At 71.2% G+C, this 16173-nt stretch carries 17 protein-coding genes; 1 reads left to right on the plus strand and 16 read right to left on the minus strand.

Annotated features, from left to right (window positions below; translation table 11 throughout):
• From Q0283_RS06240 to Q0283_RS06315, 16 genes are all read right to left on the minus strand, one after another.
• Positions 1–393: translation initiation factor IF-2 N-terminal domain-containing protein (locus Q0283_RS06240; protein WP_298043762.1), on the minus strand; the 393-nt coding region annotated here is incomplete at its 3' end.
• 135 nt (positions 394–528) lie between these two features.
• Positions 529–840, minus strand: a complete 312-nt coding sequence (locus Q0283_RS06245; protein ID WP_298043765.1) for a YlxR family protein — start codon at positions 838–840, stop codon at positions 529–531.
• Positions 841–930: 90 nt separating this feature from the next.
• Positions 931–1899 carry a transcription termination factor NusA gene (gene nusA / locus Q0283_RS06250; protein WP_183524273.1) on the minus strand — a complete coding sequence of 323 codons (969 nt, stop codon included), beginning with the start codon at positions 1897–1899 and terminating at the stop codon, positions 931–933.
• A complete protein-coding gene (rimP, locus tag Q0283_RS06255) occupies positions 1900–2463 on the minus strand; it encodes a ribosome maturation factor RimP (protein ID WP_183524270.1) in 564 nt (187 codons plus the stop codon).
• A 31-nt stretch (positions 2464–2494) separates the two neighbouring features.
• Complete coding sequence (locus Q0283_RS06260; RefSeq protein ID WP_298043770.1) at positions 2495–3262, minus strand: TSUP family transporter; 768 nt, start codon at positions 3260–3262, stop codon at positions 2495–2497.
• 18 nt (positions 3263–3280) lie between these two features.
• Positions 3281–5101, minus strand: coding sequence for a proline--tRNA ligase (locus Q0283_RS06265; protein WP_298043772.1), 1821 nt, complete (start codon positions 5099–5101; stop codon positions 3281–3283).
• Between the two features lie 55 nt (positions 5102–5156).
• Positions 5157–5960 (minus strand): sensor domain-containing protein, encoded by an 804-nt coding sequence (locus Q0283_RS06270; protein ID WP_298043774.1) that lies wholly within the window; start codon positions 5958–5960, stop codon positions 5157–5159.
• Between the two features lie 73 nt (positions 5961–6033).
• Positions 6034–6978 (minus strand): DUF4081 domain-containing GNAT family N-acetyltransferase, encoded by a 945-nt coding sequence (locus tag Q0283_RS06275; protein WP_298043776.1) that lies wholly within the window; start codon positions 6976–6978, stop codon positions 6034–6036.
• Positions 6932–8098, minus strand: coding sequence for a flavodoxin-dependent (E)-4-hydroxy-3-methylbut-2-enyl-diphosphate synthase (ispG, locus tag Q0283_RS06280; RefSeq protein ID WP_040385342.1), 1167 nt, complete (start codon positions 8096–8098; stop codon positions 6932–6934). The genes Q0283_RS06275 and ispG overlap by 47 nt, the downstream gene beginning before the upstream one ends.
• Positions 8099–8159: 61 nt before the next feature.
• Complete coding sequence (locus Q0283_RS06285) at positions 8160–9176, minus strand: hypothetical protein (RefSeq protein WP_298043778.1); 1017 nt, start codon at positions 9174–9176, stop codon at positions 8160–8162.
• Complete coding sequence (locus tag Q0283_RS06290) at positions 9122–9427, minus strand: YciI family protein (RefSeq protein WP_183524253.1); 306 nt, start codon at positions 9425–9427, stop codon at positions 9122–9124. The genes Q0283_RS06285 and Q0283_RS06290 overlap by 55 nt, the downstream gene beginning before the upstream one ends.
• Positions 9428–9452: 25 nt before the next feature.
• The gene (locus Q0283_RS06295) at positions 9453–10814 is read right to left on the minus strand and encodes an RIP metalloprotease (RefSeq protein WP_183524250.1); all 1362 of its coding nucleotides are present in this window, start codon (positions 10812–10814) and stop codon (positions 9453–9455) included.
• Entirely contained in the window at positions 10811–12040 is a 1230-nt protein-coding gene (gene dxr, locus Q0283_RS06300) for a 1-deoxy-D-xylulose-5-phosphate reductoisomerase (protein WP_183524247.1), read from the minus strand. Before dxr ends, Q0283_RS06295 begins: the two co-directional genes overlap by 4 nt.
• 116 nt (positions 12041–12156) lie before the next feature.
• Complete coding sequence (locus Q0283_RS06305; RefSeq protein WP_183524244.1) at positions 12157–13782, minus strand: cation acetate symporter; 1626 nt, start codon at positions 13780–13782, stop codon at positions 12157–12159.
• Positions 13779–14165: a DUF485 domain-containing protein gene (locus Q0283_RS06310; protein ID WP_183524243.1), complete on the minus strand. Its 387-nt coding sequence runs from the start codon at positions 14163–14165 to the stop codon at positions 13779–13781. The genes Q0283_RS06305 and Q0283_RS06310 overlap by 4 nt, the downstream gene beginning before the upstream one ends.
• Before the next feature lie 97 nt (positions 14166–14262).
• The gene (locus Q0283_RS06315; RefSeq protein WP_183524240.1) at positions 14263–15459 is read right to left on the minus strand and encodes an acyl-CoA dehydrogenase family protein; all 1197 of its coding nucleotides are present in this window, start codon (positions 15457–15459) and stop codon (positions 14263–14265) included.
• 205 nt (positions 15460–15664) lie between these two features.
• On the opposite strand from Q0283_RS06315, the gene Q0283_RS06320 reads away from it, so the two are divergent.
• Positions 15665–16129 (plus strand): GNAT family N-acetyltransferase, encoded by a 465-nt coding sequence (locus tag Q0283_RS06320; RefSeq protein WP_183524236.1) that lies wholly within the window; start codon positions 15665–15667, stop codon positions 16127–16129.
• Positions 16130–16173: the final 44 nt, after the last annotated feature.

The raw sequence follows: 16173 nt of genomic DNA on the forward strand, positions 1-16173 counted from the left end.
GGCCTGAGCGGCAGGCGCCTGGACGGCAGGGGTCTCCACGACCGGGGCCGGTGCTGCCGGGGCCTGGGCGGCCGGTGCGGGCGCCGGTGCTGCCGGGGCCTGGGGGGCCGCCGAACCGGGCTTGGGCGCGGCCGAACCGGGCTTGGGCGCGGCGGAACCGGGCTTCGCGGCGGTGGCGGGCTTGGCGGCAGGGGCCTTCGCGGCCGGGGCCGGGGCACCCGAGGACTTGGGAGCGGCGTCCGCATAGGCGGAGCGCAGCTTCTTGACCACCGGGGGTTCGATGGTCGAGGAGGCGGAGCGGACGAATTCGCCCATGTCCTGAAGCTTGTTCAGGGCCTCCTTGGATGAAATTCCGAGCTCCTTGGCGAGCTCGTGGACGCGGACCTTGGCCACGGTTCTCCTGTTCTGGTCCGCGCCGTGGCCTGTGGGTGGAGCCGGGGGCTCCTCCTAGACCGCGTCAGACGGACCGATGTACGTCAAAGGTGTTCATCGTTGGGCACTCATCGCTTGGTGCTCATCGGGTTTCCATCAGATCTCTGACCCGCTCTCGTCGTTCGTTCTCAGTGCCGGTGCATCCAGGTGCCCGGCGAGCAGCCCGGCCAGGGCGGTCGCGTCGACCGGGCCACGGAAGGCCCGGTTGAATGCGCCTCGCTTCAGGGCGGTCTGCAGGCAAGCGGTGTCCGGGTGGAGCCAGGCCCCTCGGCCCGGCATGCGGCGGCGTGGGTCGGGCACCACGGATCGGGAACCCGTGACACCGTCCAGCACCAGTCGCACCAGCTTGGTGTGGTCCTCCCTGCCTCGGCATCCGACGCAGGTCCGCACCGGGGTGTGTGCCTGCATCGGGAGTCGTTCTGCCTTCGGAAGGGAATTGGACCTGAATCAGTCTACCCCAGTCGTCGTTCCCGCGCCCCCACCGGGGTCGCCCGGGGCTCAGGTGCGGTCTTCGCCGGCGATGTCGATGCGCCAACCGGTCAGCTTGGCGGCCAGGCGTGCGTTCTGGCCCTCCTTGCCGATGGCCAGGGACAGCACGTCCCTCGGCACCACCACCCGGGCGGAGCGGGTGGCGGCGTCCACCACCGTGACGGAGCTCACGCGGGCGGGGGACAGCGCGCTGGCGATGAACCGTTCCGGGTCCTCGCTGTAGTCGACGATGTCGATCTTCTCGTCGTTCAGCTCGCTCATCACGGCACGGACCCGCGAACCCATCTCACCGATGCACGCTCCCTTGGCGTTGACACCGGGCCGGGTGGACTTCACGGCCATCTTCGTGCGGTGCCCGGCCTCGCGGGCCAGGGCCAGGATCTCGACCGAACCGTCCGCGATCTCCGGGACCTCCAGCTCGAACAGCTTCCGGACCAGTCCGGGGTGCGAGCGGGACAGGGTGATGGAGGGGCCCTTCAGGCCGCGGTGGACGTCCACCACGTAGGCCCGCAGGCGCGTGCCGTGGGAGTAGTCCTCGCCGGGGACCTGCTCCGGCGGAGGCAGGACGGCCTCGACGGACCCGAGGCTGACCTGGATCATGTGGGGATTGGTGCCCTGCTGGATGAGCCCGGAGATCAGCTCACCCTCCCGGCCCTTGAACTCGCCCAGGATCTGGTCGTCCTCGGCGTCGCGCAACCGCTGCAGGATGATCTGCCGGGCCGTGGACGCGGCGATCCGGCCGAAGCCCTGGGGAGTGTCGTCGAACTCCCCGACGGCCGTACCGTCCTCATCGAGCTCGGTGGCCCAGATGGTCACGTGACCGGTCTTGCGGTCCAGCTCGGCGCGGGCCTGCTGCAACGCGCCGGGAGACTTGTGGTAGGCGACCAGGAGGGCCTGCTCGATCGTGGGCACGAGCTTGTCCAGCGGGATCTCGCGCTCCTTCTCCAGCAGCCGCAGCGCGCTCATGTCGATGTCCACTCAGACCTCCGTGTCCAGTTGTTCGCGGGAGGCATCGCCGCCACCGCTGGACAACTCTACCTGCACCCGCCCCGGGCCGAGGCGGTCGTAGTCGTGGCGTTCGGGCTCCCCCACCTTGGCGGGCATCCCCTTCTTGGCCCCGGCACGCACGGGGACGAGCACCACGCCGGACTCGTCCGCCTCCCGGATGCGGGCCGTGACCTCCTGTCCCCCGAGCGAGACGGTCACCATGCGCCCCACGTTGCGGCGCCAGTGACGCGGCTCCGTCAGCGGACGCGAGACGCCCGGCGAGGAGACCTCGAGCTGATAGGGCTCGCTGCCCAGTTCCGGCAGGTGGTCCCCGGCGGCATCCAGCGCCTCGGACACCGCGGTGGCCACGGCGGCCACGTCGTCCAGGTCCAGCCCGGCGGTGCCCTCGGGGCGGTCGACGACGACCTGCAGGCTGCGGTGCCCGGGATCGCCCGCCACGGTGACGGACTCGAAGTACATCCCGGCGGCCTCGACGGCGGGGGCCACCAGCTCGGCGAGCGAGCCCGGCTGACGGGCTGTGGGGTTCTCAGTCATTCGCCCTAGGTTACCGGCCCAGCAACAGGTCTTATCCCAGCCGCGCGATCAGCACGAACACCACGATGAGGAAGACCACGCGGATGAACCCGGCACCGCGTTGCACCGCCATGCGGGCACCGACGTAACCGCCCACCATGTTGGCCGCACCCAGGATGAGCCCCAGCCCGAGCAGGACATGGCCCGAGGGCAGGAAGAACGCGATGGCCCCGAGGTTGGTGGCCAGGTTGACGATCTTGGCCTTGGCCGAGCCCTGCAGGAAGTCGTAGCCGAGGATCGCCACCAGCGCGATGACCAGGAAGGTCCCGGTCCCGGGACCGAGCAGGCCATCGTAGAAGCCGATGACCAGGCCGATGACGATCGCGACGGCCAGGTGCCGCCGGCCCTCGTACCGCAGCCCGGTGTCCCGGCCCAGCTGGGGCCGGGCCGCGGTGAACACGGCCACCCCGACCAGTGCCAGCACGATGACGGGCTTGATCACCTCGGCCGGCAGCAGCGTGGCCACGATCGCCCCGCAGAAGCTGCCCACCAGGGCGACCCCGGCCATCGGCAACGCGGTCCGCAGGTCCGGGTGCACGCGCCGGTAGTACGTGACGGCGCTCGTCGTGGTGCCGAAGACGGAGCCCATCTTGTTGGTGGCCAGCGCCTGGACGGGCGAGATGCCGGGCACCATCAGCAGGACGGGCAGCTGGAGCAGGCCGCCCCCGCCCACGACGGCATCGATCCAGCCGGCGGCCAGGCCCGCCAGCACGATCATGACCACCGTGGCAACGGTGATGTCCTCCAGCCCCGTCAGCACGGTCCCCTCCCGCCCGGATCAGCCGGCCACGAGCGTGGCGATGACGTCGGCGGCCGTGGCCACCTCCACCTCCCGGGCCTCCCCGGTCGCACGGTCCTTGACCTCCACGACGCCGTGGGCGAGCCCGCGGCCCACCACCACGGAGGTGGGGATGCCGATGAGTTCCACGTCGGAGAACTTCACGCCGGCGGAGACCTTCTTCCGGTCGTCGTAGAGCACCGTCAGTCCGCGTTCCTCCAGGCCCGCGACCAGTTCCTCGGCGGCGGCGAAGATCTCCTCGCCCTTGCCGGTGGCCACCACGTGGACGTCGGCCGGGGCCACCGCCCGCGGCCACACCAGGCCCTTCTCGTCGTGGTTGGACTCGGCCAGGGCGGCGATGGCCCGGGTGACGCCGATGCCATAGGAGCCCATGGTGACGACGACCTGCTTGCCGTTCTCGTCGAGCACCTTCAGGTCCAGTGCCTCGGCGTAGCGGCGGCCGAGCTGGAAGATGTGGCCCATCTCGATGCCGCGACGGGTCCGCAGGGGCCCCGAGCCGTCCGGGGCCGGGTCGCCGTCGCGCACCGCGGTGGCCTCGACGACGCCGTCCCAGGTGAAGTCGCGCCCGGCCACGAGGCCGAAGACGTGCTGCTGGGGCGCGTTGGCCCCGGTGATCCAGGGGGTGCCGGGGGCGATCCGCGGGTCCACGAAGAAGGGCACGCCGGATTCGGCCTCGCCGCCCAGGAACTGGGTCGACGCACCGTCCGCCGCGACGCGGGCCGGGCCGATGTACCCCTTGACGAAGGAGGGCACCTTCCCCAGGTCTACCTCGGTGGCCGCCTCGAGGGTCGGTTCGCCCGTGGCGCCGAGCAGTTCCCCGACGCCGGACTCCAGCCGCTTGAGGTCGACGTCCCGGTCCCCGGGCACGGCGACGACGAAGGGCCGGCGCTGGTCGCCGTCGAGCACGGCGGTGACCACGACGCACTTGAGCGTGTCCGCGGCGGTCCACTCGCCCTGCGCACGCGGGGCGAGCTGGTTCGACACCTCCACCAGGGCCGCGATCGTCGTCGAGTCCGGGGTGTCCTTCACCTCGGCCGCCGGGGCGCCCGCGAGCGCCGCCTCGTCCAGCGGTGCGGGTGCCACGGTGGTGACCGCCTCGACGTTGGCGCGGTAGCCGCCGTCGGACTCCACGAAGGTGTCCTCGCCGATCGGCGAGGGGTGCAGGAACTCCTCCGAGGCGGAGCCGCCCATCGCGCCGGCCGTGGCCTGCACCGGCACGACCTCCAGGCCCAGCCGGGCGAAGATGCGCAGGTAGGCGGCCCGATGGTCCTGATAGGCACGCTCGAGGCCGGCGTCGTCCACGGTGAAGGAATAGGAGTCCTTCATGATGAACTCCCGCACCCGCAACAGGCCCGCCCGCGGCCGGGCCTCGTCCCGGTACTTGGTCTGGATCTGGTACAGGTACGCCGGCAGGTCCTTGTAGGAGGAGTAGTGGTCCTTGACCAGGAGGGTGAACATCTCCTCGTGGGTGGGCGCGAGCAGGAAGTCGGCGCCCTTGCGGTCCTTGACGCGGAAGATGCCGTCGCCGTAGTCCTCCCAGCGCCCGGAGACCTCGTAGGGCTCCTTGGGCAGCAGGGCCGGGAACTGGACCTCCTGGCCCCCGATGGCGTCCATCTCCCCGCGCACGATCTGCTCGACCCGGTTCTTCACCCGCATGCCCAGCGGCAGCCAGGTGAAGGCGCCCGGGCCGGCTCGGCGGATGTAGCCGGCGCGCACGAGCAGCCGGTGGCTGGCGACCTCGGCGTCGGCCGGGTCATCACGCAGGGTGCGGAGGAACAGGGTGGACATGCGCAGGGGCACTTCGGCTCCGATCGGTGGGTACGGTGTTGCGGTCTGGGAAAGCGGGGGACGGTGTTCAGCCGTCGAGTTCGGCGCGCAGGGACTCGACCTTCTCCAGGCCCTCCTCGACGGGGACGGTCCGGTCCCCGACGCGGGAACCCGCGTAGGTGACCAGTCTCTCGCCGTCCTGGACGTAGAGGGTGGTGGAGGTGGAGGACTCGGTGCCCTCGGGCAGGTCGACGTCCTCGATCGCCACGGACGTGCCGATCGTCATGGCCAGCGCGGCGTCGGCGTCGGCCTCCACGTCGGCAAGTTCCAGGGTGGCCTCTGCGGTCATCCCCTCCCCCATCCCGATCGTGTAGGACGAGCATGTCCGGGCGAACTCCTCGTAGTCGGCCAGGGCCGCAGTGGCCGCGGCGGCGTCCGGGAACAGGGTGACGCTGAGCATGTCAGACGCCGGGGAGGCCGGGTCCTCGGCGTCGACCACGATCCCCCCGACCAGCTCGGTGCCCTCCGGCAACCGGCCCGTCTGCGCTGCCAGTCCCTGCTGGCCGCACTCCTCGGGGGTGACCGTCATCTCCGCGGTCATGCCCTGGGCGCTCTCGGTCAGCTGCTGGAGCCTGTCCCCGCTGACGATCTGCGCCTGCTCCCCCAGGACGGCCTTGAGGGCGGCCTCGATGCCGGAGACGGCCCCGTCCTGGGTCGTCGAGGCGCTCGGGGTGGCCTCCGCGGCCGACCCGGTGGCCGACCCCGTGGGCGGGGCCGGGGTGGTCTCCCCCTCCGTGCCGGACCCGCCGCAGGCGGTGAGGGCCAGGGCCAGCACGCCGGCGCCCAGGACGGCCCGCAGCGCGGGGGCGGGGCGGAAGGGGTGAGGATTCATGGCCAGGCTGTACTTTCTGGACGCCGGTGGTGATGACTAGGAAAGCATAGGTCACCCGCGTGCCGTGGACCGGCTAGAGCAGCACGGTGGCGAACGTGCCGACCTGTTCGAACCCGACGGTCCGGTAGGTCCGCAGGGCGGCCGTGTTGAAGCTGTTGACGTAGAGGCTCACGTGCTCCGTGATGGTGTGGGCGTAGGCCGCGACCGCCGCCATCGAGGGTGCCGCCAGCCCGCGGCCGCGCAGCGAGGGGTCCACCCACACCCCCTGGATCTGGGAGCACCGGGCCGAGACCACCCCGAGGTCGGCCTTGAACCGGACCCGGCCGGCGTCGTCCAGGTCCACGAGGCAGTGACCGTTGCGGATGAGGTCCTCCACGCGCAGCCGGTACTGCACGGCACCGTTGGCCAGCGGCGAGAACCCGAGTTCCTCCTCGAACATCGCCACGCAGGCCGGCAGCACGGTGTGGAACTCCTTCGGCCGGGCCGGCCGCACCCGGGGCGAGGGCTCGACGGCGGGCGCACCGGGCAGGACCATCAGCGGTTGCTCGTCGCGCACCTGGCGGGCGCGCTGGGGCCCCCGGCCCAGTTCCTGCCAGATCGAGAGCACGGCGTCGCGAGGGCCGTAGACGGAGGCGTAGCGGCGCCGCAGTGCCAGCAGGGCGCGGCCGAACAGGGCGCCGGCCTCGGGGGAGGCGCCGACCGGGACGATGTTGGCACCCACCCAGCAGGCGGCCTCCAGCCCGGGGCCGCGTCCCGGGGCCCGGCCGGGGGCCGGGGGCGCTGCGGCGGCGTCGATGCCCAGGAACAGGGACCCGCCGGAGCGGGTGCTGCCGGCGTGCCGGCCGTTCTCGAGGACGGACTCGACGAAGCAGTTGGCCACCGGGTCCGCGGCGGCCAGCGCGGCCAGGGCCGCGGTGTCCGCGGGCGTCAGGACGCGGACGACCCCGCCGGTGGCCCGGCGGACGGCGTCGTCAGCTGACGGTGACCACGGGCGAGCCCTGGACAGGATCCCGGCCATCAGTCCCTTCCCCGCTGCCGTCCTCGATGCCGGACTCGGCCGCGATGCGACGCGCCTCCGCCAGCAGGGTCTCGACGATCTGGTCCTCGGGGACGGTCTTGATGACCTCGCCCTTGATGAAGATCTGGCCCTTGCCGTTGCCGGAGGCCACCCCCAGGTCGGCCTCGCGGGCCTCGCCCGGGCCGTTGACGACGCAGCCCATGACGGCCACGCGCAGGGGCACGGTCAGGTCCTTGAGCCCCTCGGTGACCTCCTCGGCCAGCGAGTAGACGTCCACCTGGGCGCGTCCGCAGGACGGGCAGGAGACGATGTCCAGCTTGCGCTCGCGCAGGTTCAGGGACTGCAGGATCTGCAGGCCGACCTTGATCTCCTCGACCGGCGGCGCGGACAGCGAGACGCGGATGGTGTCCCCGATCCCCTGGCCCAGCAGGTAACCGAAGGCGGTGGCCGACTTGATGGTCCCCTGGAAGGCCGGTCCGGCCTCGGTCACGCCCAGGTGCAGCGGCCAGTCTCCGCGCGCGGCCAGCAGTTCGTAGGCGCGGGCCATGACCACCGGGTCGTTGTGCTTGACCGAGATCTTGAAGTCCCGGAAGCCGTGCTCCTCGAACAGGGAGGCCTCCCAGACCGCGGACTCCACGAGGGCCTCCGGGGTGGCCCTGCCGTACTTCTCCAGCAGGCGCTTGTCCAGGGAGCCGGCGTTGACGCCGATCCGGATGGAGGTGCCGGCCTCGGAGGCGGCCTGGGCGATCTCCTTGACCTGGTCGTCGAAGCGCTTGATGTTGCCCGGGTTCACCCGGACGGCGCCGCAGCCGGCCTCGATCGCCGCGAAGACGTACTTGGGCTGGAAGTGGATGTCCGCGATGACCGGGATGGTGGACTGCTGGGCGATCACCTTCAGGGCGGCGGCGTCCTTGTCCGTGGGGCACGCCACGCGCACGATGTCACAGCCGGCGGCGGTGAGCTCGGCGATCTGCTGCAGGGTCGCCCCGATGTCATGGGTCTTCGTGGTGGTCATCGACTGCACGGAGACCGGGTGGTCCGAGCCGACGCCGACCCTGCCCACGGAGATCTGCCTCGTCTTGCGGCGCGGGGCCAGGACGGGCGGCGGGGCGGCGGGCATGCCGAGGCTGACGGGCACGGAGGGACTCCTGGTTCACTGACGGTTAGGATTCGAGCCCAGTCTACTGGTAGGAGACGAACCACGGCTGGGGAGTGACCATGGTCATGGTCTGCTCCGGCGTGAACGTCGGGTGGTCCTCGTCGACGAAGTTCTTCCAGCCCAGGCGCATCCCGGCCGGCAGGTCCTGCTTCAGGGCCCGCCAGGTCTCCTGCTTCTGGTCCGGGGTCCCGTGGCCGTCCGCGTGGACCATCAGCACCAGTCCGTCGCGGGACTCCACGTCCCGGCGGTCCGGGATCATCCGCACCTGGAACTGGTGCAGGATCACCAGCTTCTCCGGCAGCCGGTGCGCGGTCACGAGTCCGGCCAGCCAGGCGGTGACCTCGTTGACCTCGGCGGCGGAGACCTGGCCGACCTGCCGCATGTGCCGCTGCCCCGGCCGCAACCGCCACTCGGGGTCCAGGGCGAGACCCACGTGGGGCCGTGCCAGCAGGTCCTCGAACATCCGGGCCTGGCTGAGGAAGTCCGCGGTCCCCGGCTGCAGGTCCAGCACCACGTAGGTGTCCGCCTCGCCGGCCGCCTCGACCCAGGCGCGCAACCGGTCGGGGTCCACCGGGGTGCTGTAGTGCCCGGTGGGGCCGGGGGCGGCGGTGGCCACGGTGGAGATGATCTCGAACGCCGGGATGACCGGCTCCCGGCTGTGCTCCTGGTACTCGGCGGCCAGCTCCGCGGCCCGGGCGATCGCCTCGTCCACGTCCTGCTCGCCGAGCATCCCGAGCGCACCGGTTCCGGGAGTCCCGTAGAGCGCGACCATCCGCCGGCCCGGGAACAACCGGGTGCCGCCCCCGGGCAGCTCCGGGGCCGTCGTCGGGGCGGGGGCCGGGGACGCTGTCCGGGTGGGGGCCGGGGACGACGCCGGCGCCCCGGTCCCGCCCGGAGTGCCGTCGGAGGAGGTGCAGGCGGTGAGGAACGCGGCGGTACCGGTGCCGGTGAGCCCGGCCAGCAGTGCCCGGCGGCTCGGGCGGATCAGGAGTGCCCGCCCCGGATCACCGCGGCCTGCTCCCCCACGGCGCAGCTCCACTCGTGGACGTCGGTGGAGTGGATCAGGCCCTGCTTCTTGAACGGGTCGCCGTCGAGCAGGTCCCGGACGGCCTCATCGGAGTCCGCGCGGACCAGCAGCAGGGCGGCCGAGGGGTCGTCGACGAAGGCCCCGGCGGCCACCATGGCCGGCCCCAGGGAGGTCAGGAACTCGCGGTGCGCGGCACGGTGGGCATCACGCTCCTCCCCGAGCCCGGCGACGTAGGTGTACTGGACGGCGAAGATCTTCTCCATGCCCCCACCCTAGGTCAGGGGCGGGTCAGAACAAGCGGACGGGTTCCACGATGTCCGCCACGATGAGCAGCAGCCCCATGCCCAGCAGGGCGATGCCCACCACGTAGGTCAGCGGCAGGAGCCGGGCGATGTCGAACGGGCCGGGGTCCTGGCGCCGGGTGATCCTGGCCCAGCCGCGGCGGATCGCCTCCCACAGCGCCCCGGCCACGTGTCCGCCGTCCAGGGGCAGCAGCGGGATGAGGTTGAACACCATCAGGGCCACGTTGACGCCGGCCACCAGGGACAGCAGCATCGAGGCCTTGTCCGCCAGGGGCACCTCCGGCAGGGCGGCCGCCTCACCGGCGATCCGGCCGACGCCGACCACGGACATCGGCCCGTTGGGGTCCCGCTCCTCGGGGCCGAACACCGCCTCCGCGGTCTCCCAGAGCTTCACGGGCAGCACCACCACTACCTCGGCGGTGGCCTGCAGCTGCCGGCCCATCACCGGGAACGCCTCCGTCACCGGGGCGGGGACGTTCTCGACCTGAGACCCCATGCCCACGAAGCCGACCTGTTCGGTGCGGGGGCTGCCGTCGGGGTCCTCCTGGACCCTGCCCAGCTCATCCGTGACGGGCCGTTCGGTGAGCCGCGGGGTGATGGTGCCGACCTGCTCCACGCCGTCCCGTTCCCAGGTCACGGCGGTGGGCCGGCCGGCCCGGTCCCGGATGGCGCCGGAGAGCTCGTCCCAGGTCCGCACGGGCGTGCCGTCGAACGCGGTGATGGTGTCCCCGGGCTGCAGGCCGGCCGCGTAGGCCGGGGCCTCCGGGTCCCCGGGCTGGCAGTCCTCCTGGCCGGCGGCGGCCCGCTCCTGCTGGACGGCGGCGGGCACCACGCACCGGAAGACCTCCGAGACGGTGGTGGAGGGGGTGGCGACCCCGGTGGTGGTGACGAGGACGGCCGTGAGCACGAAGGCGATGACGAGGTTCATGAAGGGGCCGCCGAGCATGATGACGATCCGCTTCCAGACCGGCAGGGCGATGAACATCCTCTTCTCGTCCCCGGGGCGCAGCTCCTCGGCGGACATCTGCCGGGCGTCCGTGGCCATCTGCTGGAACATGCCGGTGCTGGCATTGCGCGGACGTTCCCCCGCCTCCGGGTGCACGGGCGGGTACATGCCGATCATGGACACGTAACCGCCCAGCGGGATGGCCTTCACGCCGTACTCGGTCTCCCCCCTGCGGCGGGAGAACAGCGTGGGACCGAACCCGATCATGTACTGGGTGACCCGCACGCCGAAGAGCTTGGCGGGGACGAGGTGCCCGACCTCGTGCAACGCGATGGACACGGCGATCCCGAGTGCCACGGCGAGCACCCCGATGATGAACCAGAGCACCTCCACGCCCGTCACCGCCCGTCCCAGCGTGACCGCGCCGCGGTGCGGGCCCACCGCTCGGCGGCCGCCAGGGACTCGACCGTCAGCCCCTGGCCCTCGAGCACGGCGTCCGGGTCGTACTCCCCCACCACGGCGCGCACGGTGTCCTCGATGTCCAGGAAGCCGATGGCCCCGTCGTGGAAGGCCTCCACGGCCTCCTCGTTGGCGGCGTTGAAGACGGCCATGTGGGTGGGCGAGGCCGCGGCGGCCTGCTTGGCCAGGGCCACGGCGCCGAACGCCTCCTCGTCCAGGGGTTCGAAGGTCCACGTGGCCGCCTGCGTCCAGTCGCAGCCCGGTGCCGCGCCGGGCACCCGATGCGGCCAGCCGATCCCCAGCGCGATGGGCAGGCGCATGTCCGGCGGTGAGGCCTGCGCGATGGTGGAGCCGTCCGTGAACTCGACCATGGAGTGGACCACGGACTGGGGGTGGACCACCACGTCGATCCGGTCCAGGGGGACGTCGAAGAGCAGGTGGGCCTCGATCACCTCGAGGGCCTTGTTGACCATGGTGGCCGAGTTGGTGGTGACCACCCTGCCCATGTCCCAGGTGGGGTGCGCGAGGGCCTCGGCCGGGGTGACGGTGGCCAGCTGGGACCGGTTGCGGCCACGGAAGGGCCCGCCGGAGGCGGTGAGGACCAGCCGGCGGACCTCGTGGGCGGACCCGGAGCGCAGGGCCTGGGCCAGCGCGGAGTGCTCGGAGTCCACCGGGACCAGCTGTCCGGGGGCCGCGGCGGCCCGGACGAGGGCCCCGCCGACGATCAGGGACTCCTTGTTGGCCAGGGCCAGCAGGTGTCCGGCCTGCAGGGCGGCGAGGGTGGGCCCCAGACCGATGGAGCCGGTGATGCCGTTGAGCACGACGTCGGCGTCCTCCCACGCGGCCACCTCGGCCGCCGCGGTGGGCCCGGTGAACAGGGCCTGCGACGGCACCGGGACGCCCGCCTCGGCGGCGGCGGCGGCGATCGCCCGGGCCAGTTCGTCCGTGGTGGCGGTGGCGCTGCCCACGGCCTGGGCCCCGGTGGCGACCGCCTGCCGGGCCAGCAGCGTGGTGTTGGCACCGCCGGCGAGCCCGGCCACGGTGAAGCGCTCGGGGGCCTGGGCGATGACGTCCAGCCCCTGGGTGCCGATCGACCCGGTGGACCCGATCAGGGTGACCCGTCGGCGTTCGGGGGTGGCGGTGGCGGGGACGGTCTGGGCGGAGGTCACCGGTCCATTATGGCCGGGTCCGCTGGGAGGTGCCTGCACCGGCCGCGGCGGCAGGACAGCGCGACGGCCCCGGACCGAGGTGGTCCGAGGCCGTCGCCGTCGGGGCGGTCAGCCGGTCAGTGGTCGACCGCCTTCTCGGCACCGACACCGGTGAGGGAACGGACCTCCATCTCCGCCTGCTTGGCGGGGTCCTCGGCACGCTTCTCCGTGACCGAGCCCAGCCAGCCGAGGAAGAACGCGAGCGGGATCGAGATGATGCCCGGGTTCTTCAGCGGGAAGAAGGCGAAGTCGGCACCCGGGATCATCGAGGTCTCGGTGCCCGACATGACCGGGGAGAAGACGATCAGGAGGATCGCCGCGGCCAGTCCGCCGTACATCGACCACTGCGCGCCCCGGGTGGTGAAGCCCTTCCAGAACAGCGAGTAGAGGATGGTGGGCAGGTTGGCCGAGGCGGCCACCGCGAATGCGAGCGCCACGAGGAAGGCGACGTTCTGGCCCTGCGCACCGATACCGCCCACGATGGCCAGGATGCCGATGACCACGACGGTGCGGCGGGCGATCTTGACCTCCTTCTCCGGGCTCGGCTTGTGCTTGGCCAGCACGGAGGCGTAGACGTCGTGAGCGAAGGAGGCGGCCGCCGTGATCGTCAGTCCGGCCACGACCGCCAGGATGGTCGCGAACGCGACGGCGGAGATCAGGCCCAGCAGCAGCGGTCCGCCCAGCTCGAAGGCCAGGTAGGGGGCCGCGGAGTTGACTCCGCCCGGGGCGCTGAGGATCCGCTCAGGGCCGATCAGCGCGCCGGCCCCATAACCCAGCACCAGGGTGAACAGGTAGAAGGCGCCGATGAGCACGATCGCCCACACCACGGACTTGCGGGCCTCCTTGGCCGTGGGCACCGTGTAGAAGCGCATCAGCACGTGCGGCAGGCCGGCGGTGCCCAGGACGAGGGCCAGACCGAGGGACAGGAAGTCGAGCTTGGCGACCTCGCTGACGCCGTACTGCAGGCCCGGGGCGAGGATGGCCTCGCCATGGGGGCTGAGCGCGACGGCCTGACCGAGCAGGGCCGAGAAATTGAAACCGAACAGGGCCAGCACCCAGACGGTCATGATGAAGGCGCCGGCGATCAGCAGGCAGGCCTTGATGATCTGCACCCAGGTGGTGCCCTTCATGCCGCCGACCAGCACGTAGAGGATCATCAGCGCCCCGACGATGGCGATGACGAGGGACTGCCCGAGCCGGTCGTCGATGCCCAGCAGCAGGGACACCAGGGCGCCCGCACCGGCCATCTGCGCCAGCAGGTAGAACACGCAGACCATCAGGGTGCTCAGCGCAGCGGCGATGCGCACGGGCTTCTGCTGCAGTCGGAAGGACAGCACGTCCGCCATCGTGAACTTGCCGGTGTTGCGCAGCAGCTCGGCCACCAGGAGCAGGGCGACGAGCCAGGCGACGAGGAAGCCGATCGAGTACAGGAAGCCGTCGTAACCGTTGATCGCGATCGCGCCCACGATGCCGAGGAACGAGGCCGCCGACAGGTAGTCGCCGGCGATGGCGGTGCCGTTCTGGGTGCCCGTGAAGGAGCGGCCGCCGGCGTAGTAGTCGGCTGCGGTCTTGGTGTTCTTCGAGGCCCTGAGCACGATGACCAGGGTGATGGCGACGAAGATGCCGAAGATCAGGATGTTGAGCCAGGGCTCGCCGACGTTGGTCCCCTCGGCGGCGGTGGTGAGGACGGGGGCGATGTTCACTTGTTTCCTCCCTCAGCGAGGCTCTGGTTGGCGATGGAGGGATCGAGAGCCTCGAGTTCCTCGCGGATGGCGGTGGCCTTCGGGTCCAGCCTGCGGTTCGCGAAGGACACGTACAGGCCGGTGATCACGAAGGTGGAGACGAACTGCAGCAGCCCGATGACGATGCCGAGGTTGATGTTGCCGAGCACCTTGATCGCCATGAACTCGGGGAAGTACGCCGCGAGGATGACGTAGAGGAAGTACCAGACCAGGAACACCACGGTCCACGGGAAGACGAAGCTCCGGTGGGTGCGGCGCAGCTCCTGGAATTGCGGTGTGGACTGTACGGCCCGGAAGTCGACGTGACCGTTGTCAGCCAGGTCGGGGTGTGGTGTTGAAGACACGAAGCCCCCTTGTCAGGACGGCATCACGAGGATGCCTGTGAGAGTTATGACGTGGTTATCCTAGACAGAAAGTGAAGTCCATCACAGGGTTGGTCGATCAGAGCCCCAGCGAACGGGCGATCAGCATCAGCTGCACCTCGGTGGTGCCCTCGCCGATCTCCAGGATCTTGGAGTCGCGGTAGTGGCGGGTCACCAGCGACTCATTCATGAACCCGTAGCCGCCGAACACCTGGGTGGCGTCCCGGGCGTTGTCCATGGCGGCCTCGCCGGCGACCAGCTTGGCGATGGCGGCCTCGGTCTTGAACGGCTTGCCGGCCAGCATCTTGGCCGCCGCCTCGTAGTACGCCAGCCGGGCGGTGTGGGCGCGCGCCTGCATCCGGGCGATCTTGAAGGAGACGGCCTGGTTCCTGCCGATCGGCTGCCCGAAGGCCAGGCGGGTGTTCGCGTAGGCCACGCACTCGTCCACGCAGCCCTGGGCGGCCCCCGTGGCCAGGGCGGCGATCGCGATGCGCCCCTCGTCGAGGATGGACAGGAAGTTGGCGTAACCGCGCCCCCGCTCCCCCAGGAGGTTGGCCTCGGGCACCCGCACGTCGTCGAAGAACAGGGGATGGGTGTCCGAGGAGTTCCAGCCGGCCTTGTCATAGGCCTGGCCGACCGTGAAGCCGGGCGTCCCGGAGGGCACGAGGATGGTCGAGATCTCCTTGCCCGGCTTCCCGTCCCGGCCCGCGGTGGTCCCGGTGACCGCCGTGACGGTGACCAGGCTGGTGATGTCGGTCCCGGAGTTCGTGATGAACTCCTTGGCGCCGTTGACGGTCCAGGTGCCGTCGGCCAGGCTGGCCGTGGTCTGCGTCCCGCCGGCGTCCGAGCCGCCGTTCGGCTCGGTCAGGCCGAATCCGGCCAGGCGCCGGGCCGTGACCAGTTCCGGCAGCCACTGCTGCCGCTGGTCCTCGGTGCCGAACCGGTAGACCGGCATGGCCCCCAGGGACACCCCGGCCTCCAGGGTGATCGCGACCGACTGGTTGACCCGGCCCAGCTCCTCCAGGGCCAGGGCCAGGGCGAAGTAGTCCCCGCCCATGCCGCCGTACTCCTCCGGGAACGGCAACCCGAACAGGCCCAGCTCGCCCATCTGGCGCACGATGTCGTACGGGAACTCGTGCCGGGCGTCGAGCTCGGCGGACACCGGGGCGACGACCTCGTTGGCGAACTCCCGGACCATGGCCACGAGGTCGCGGTAGTCCTCGTCGAGTTCCGGCCCGGCGACGGCGCCTCGGGTGGACTGGGGGGCAGTGGTCATGACGGTGGCCTTCCTGGCGACTGGGTTTCGGTGAATGGTTAGTAACCGAATCTGATGGAGATCGTAGTCACCGGTACCGCGGGCTGTCGAGACCCGGGGCCCGTTCGATCGCCACCACGCACGGATCCGGCCCCGATTGCGCGTACAGTGGGTCCGAGCCCGCGCCGGATCCGGCGGCTACCCGTGACGAGGAGGTCACTGTCCCGTGCAACTTCGTGAAGTCCGATCCGAGGACCTGGACCGCTTCTTCGAGCACCAGCAGGATCCCGAGGCCAACCAGATGGCCGCCTTCGCCCCGCGCAACCCGCAGGACCGGGGCGTCTTCGACTACCACTGGTCGGGACTGCTCAACGACGCGGACACCCAGGTCTGGACCATCGAGCAGGACGGCGCGGTGGCCGGCGCCCTGATCGTGTCCGGCATCCGCTCCGTTCCCGAGCTCTCCTTCTGGACCGCCCGCGAGTACTGGGGTCAGGGCATCACCACCTCGGCCGTGGACGCGTTCCTCGCCTCCTTCACGGACCGTCCCATCCGCGCCCACGTCCCCGCGGACAACGTCGGGCCCCAGAAGATCCTCGCCCGCCGTGGCTTCGCGGTGGTGGGCGAGGACAAGACGTTCTCCAACGCCCGCTCCGAGGTGGTGACCGAGCTGATCATGCAGCTCGACTGATATGTAGTGGACGTCTGTCAAGTGGCAGGGTGAGGCGCCCGTCC

Origin of the sequence: uncultured Citricoccus sp. (genome assembly GCF_937871995.1) — a bacterium.
In the GTDB taxonomy this organism is placed as follows: Bacteria; Actinomycetota; Actinomycetes; order Actinomycetales; family Micrococcaceae; genus Citricoccus.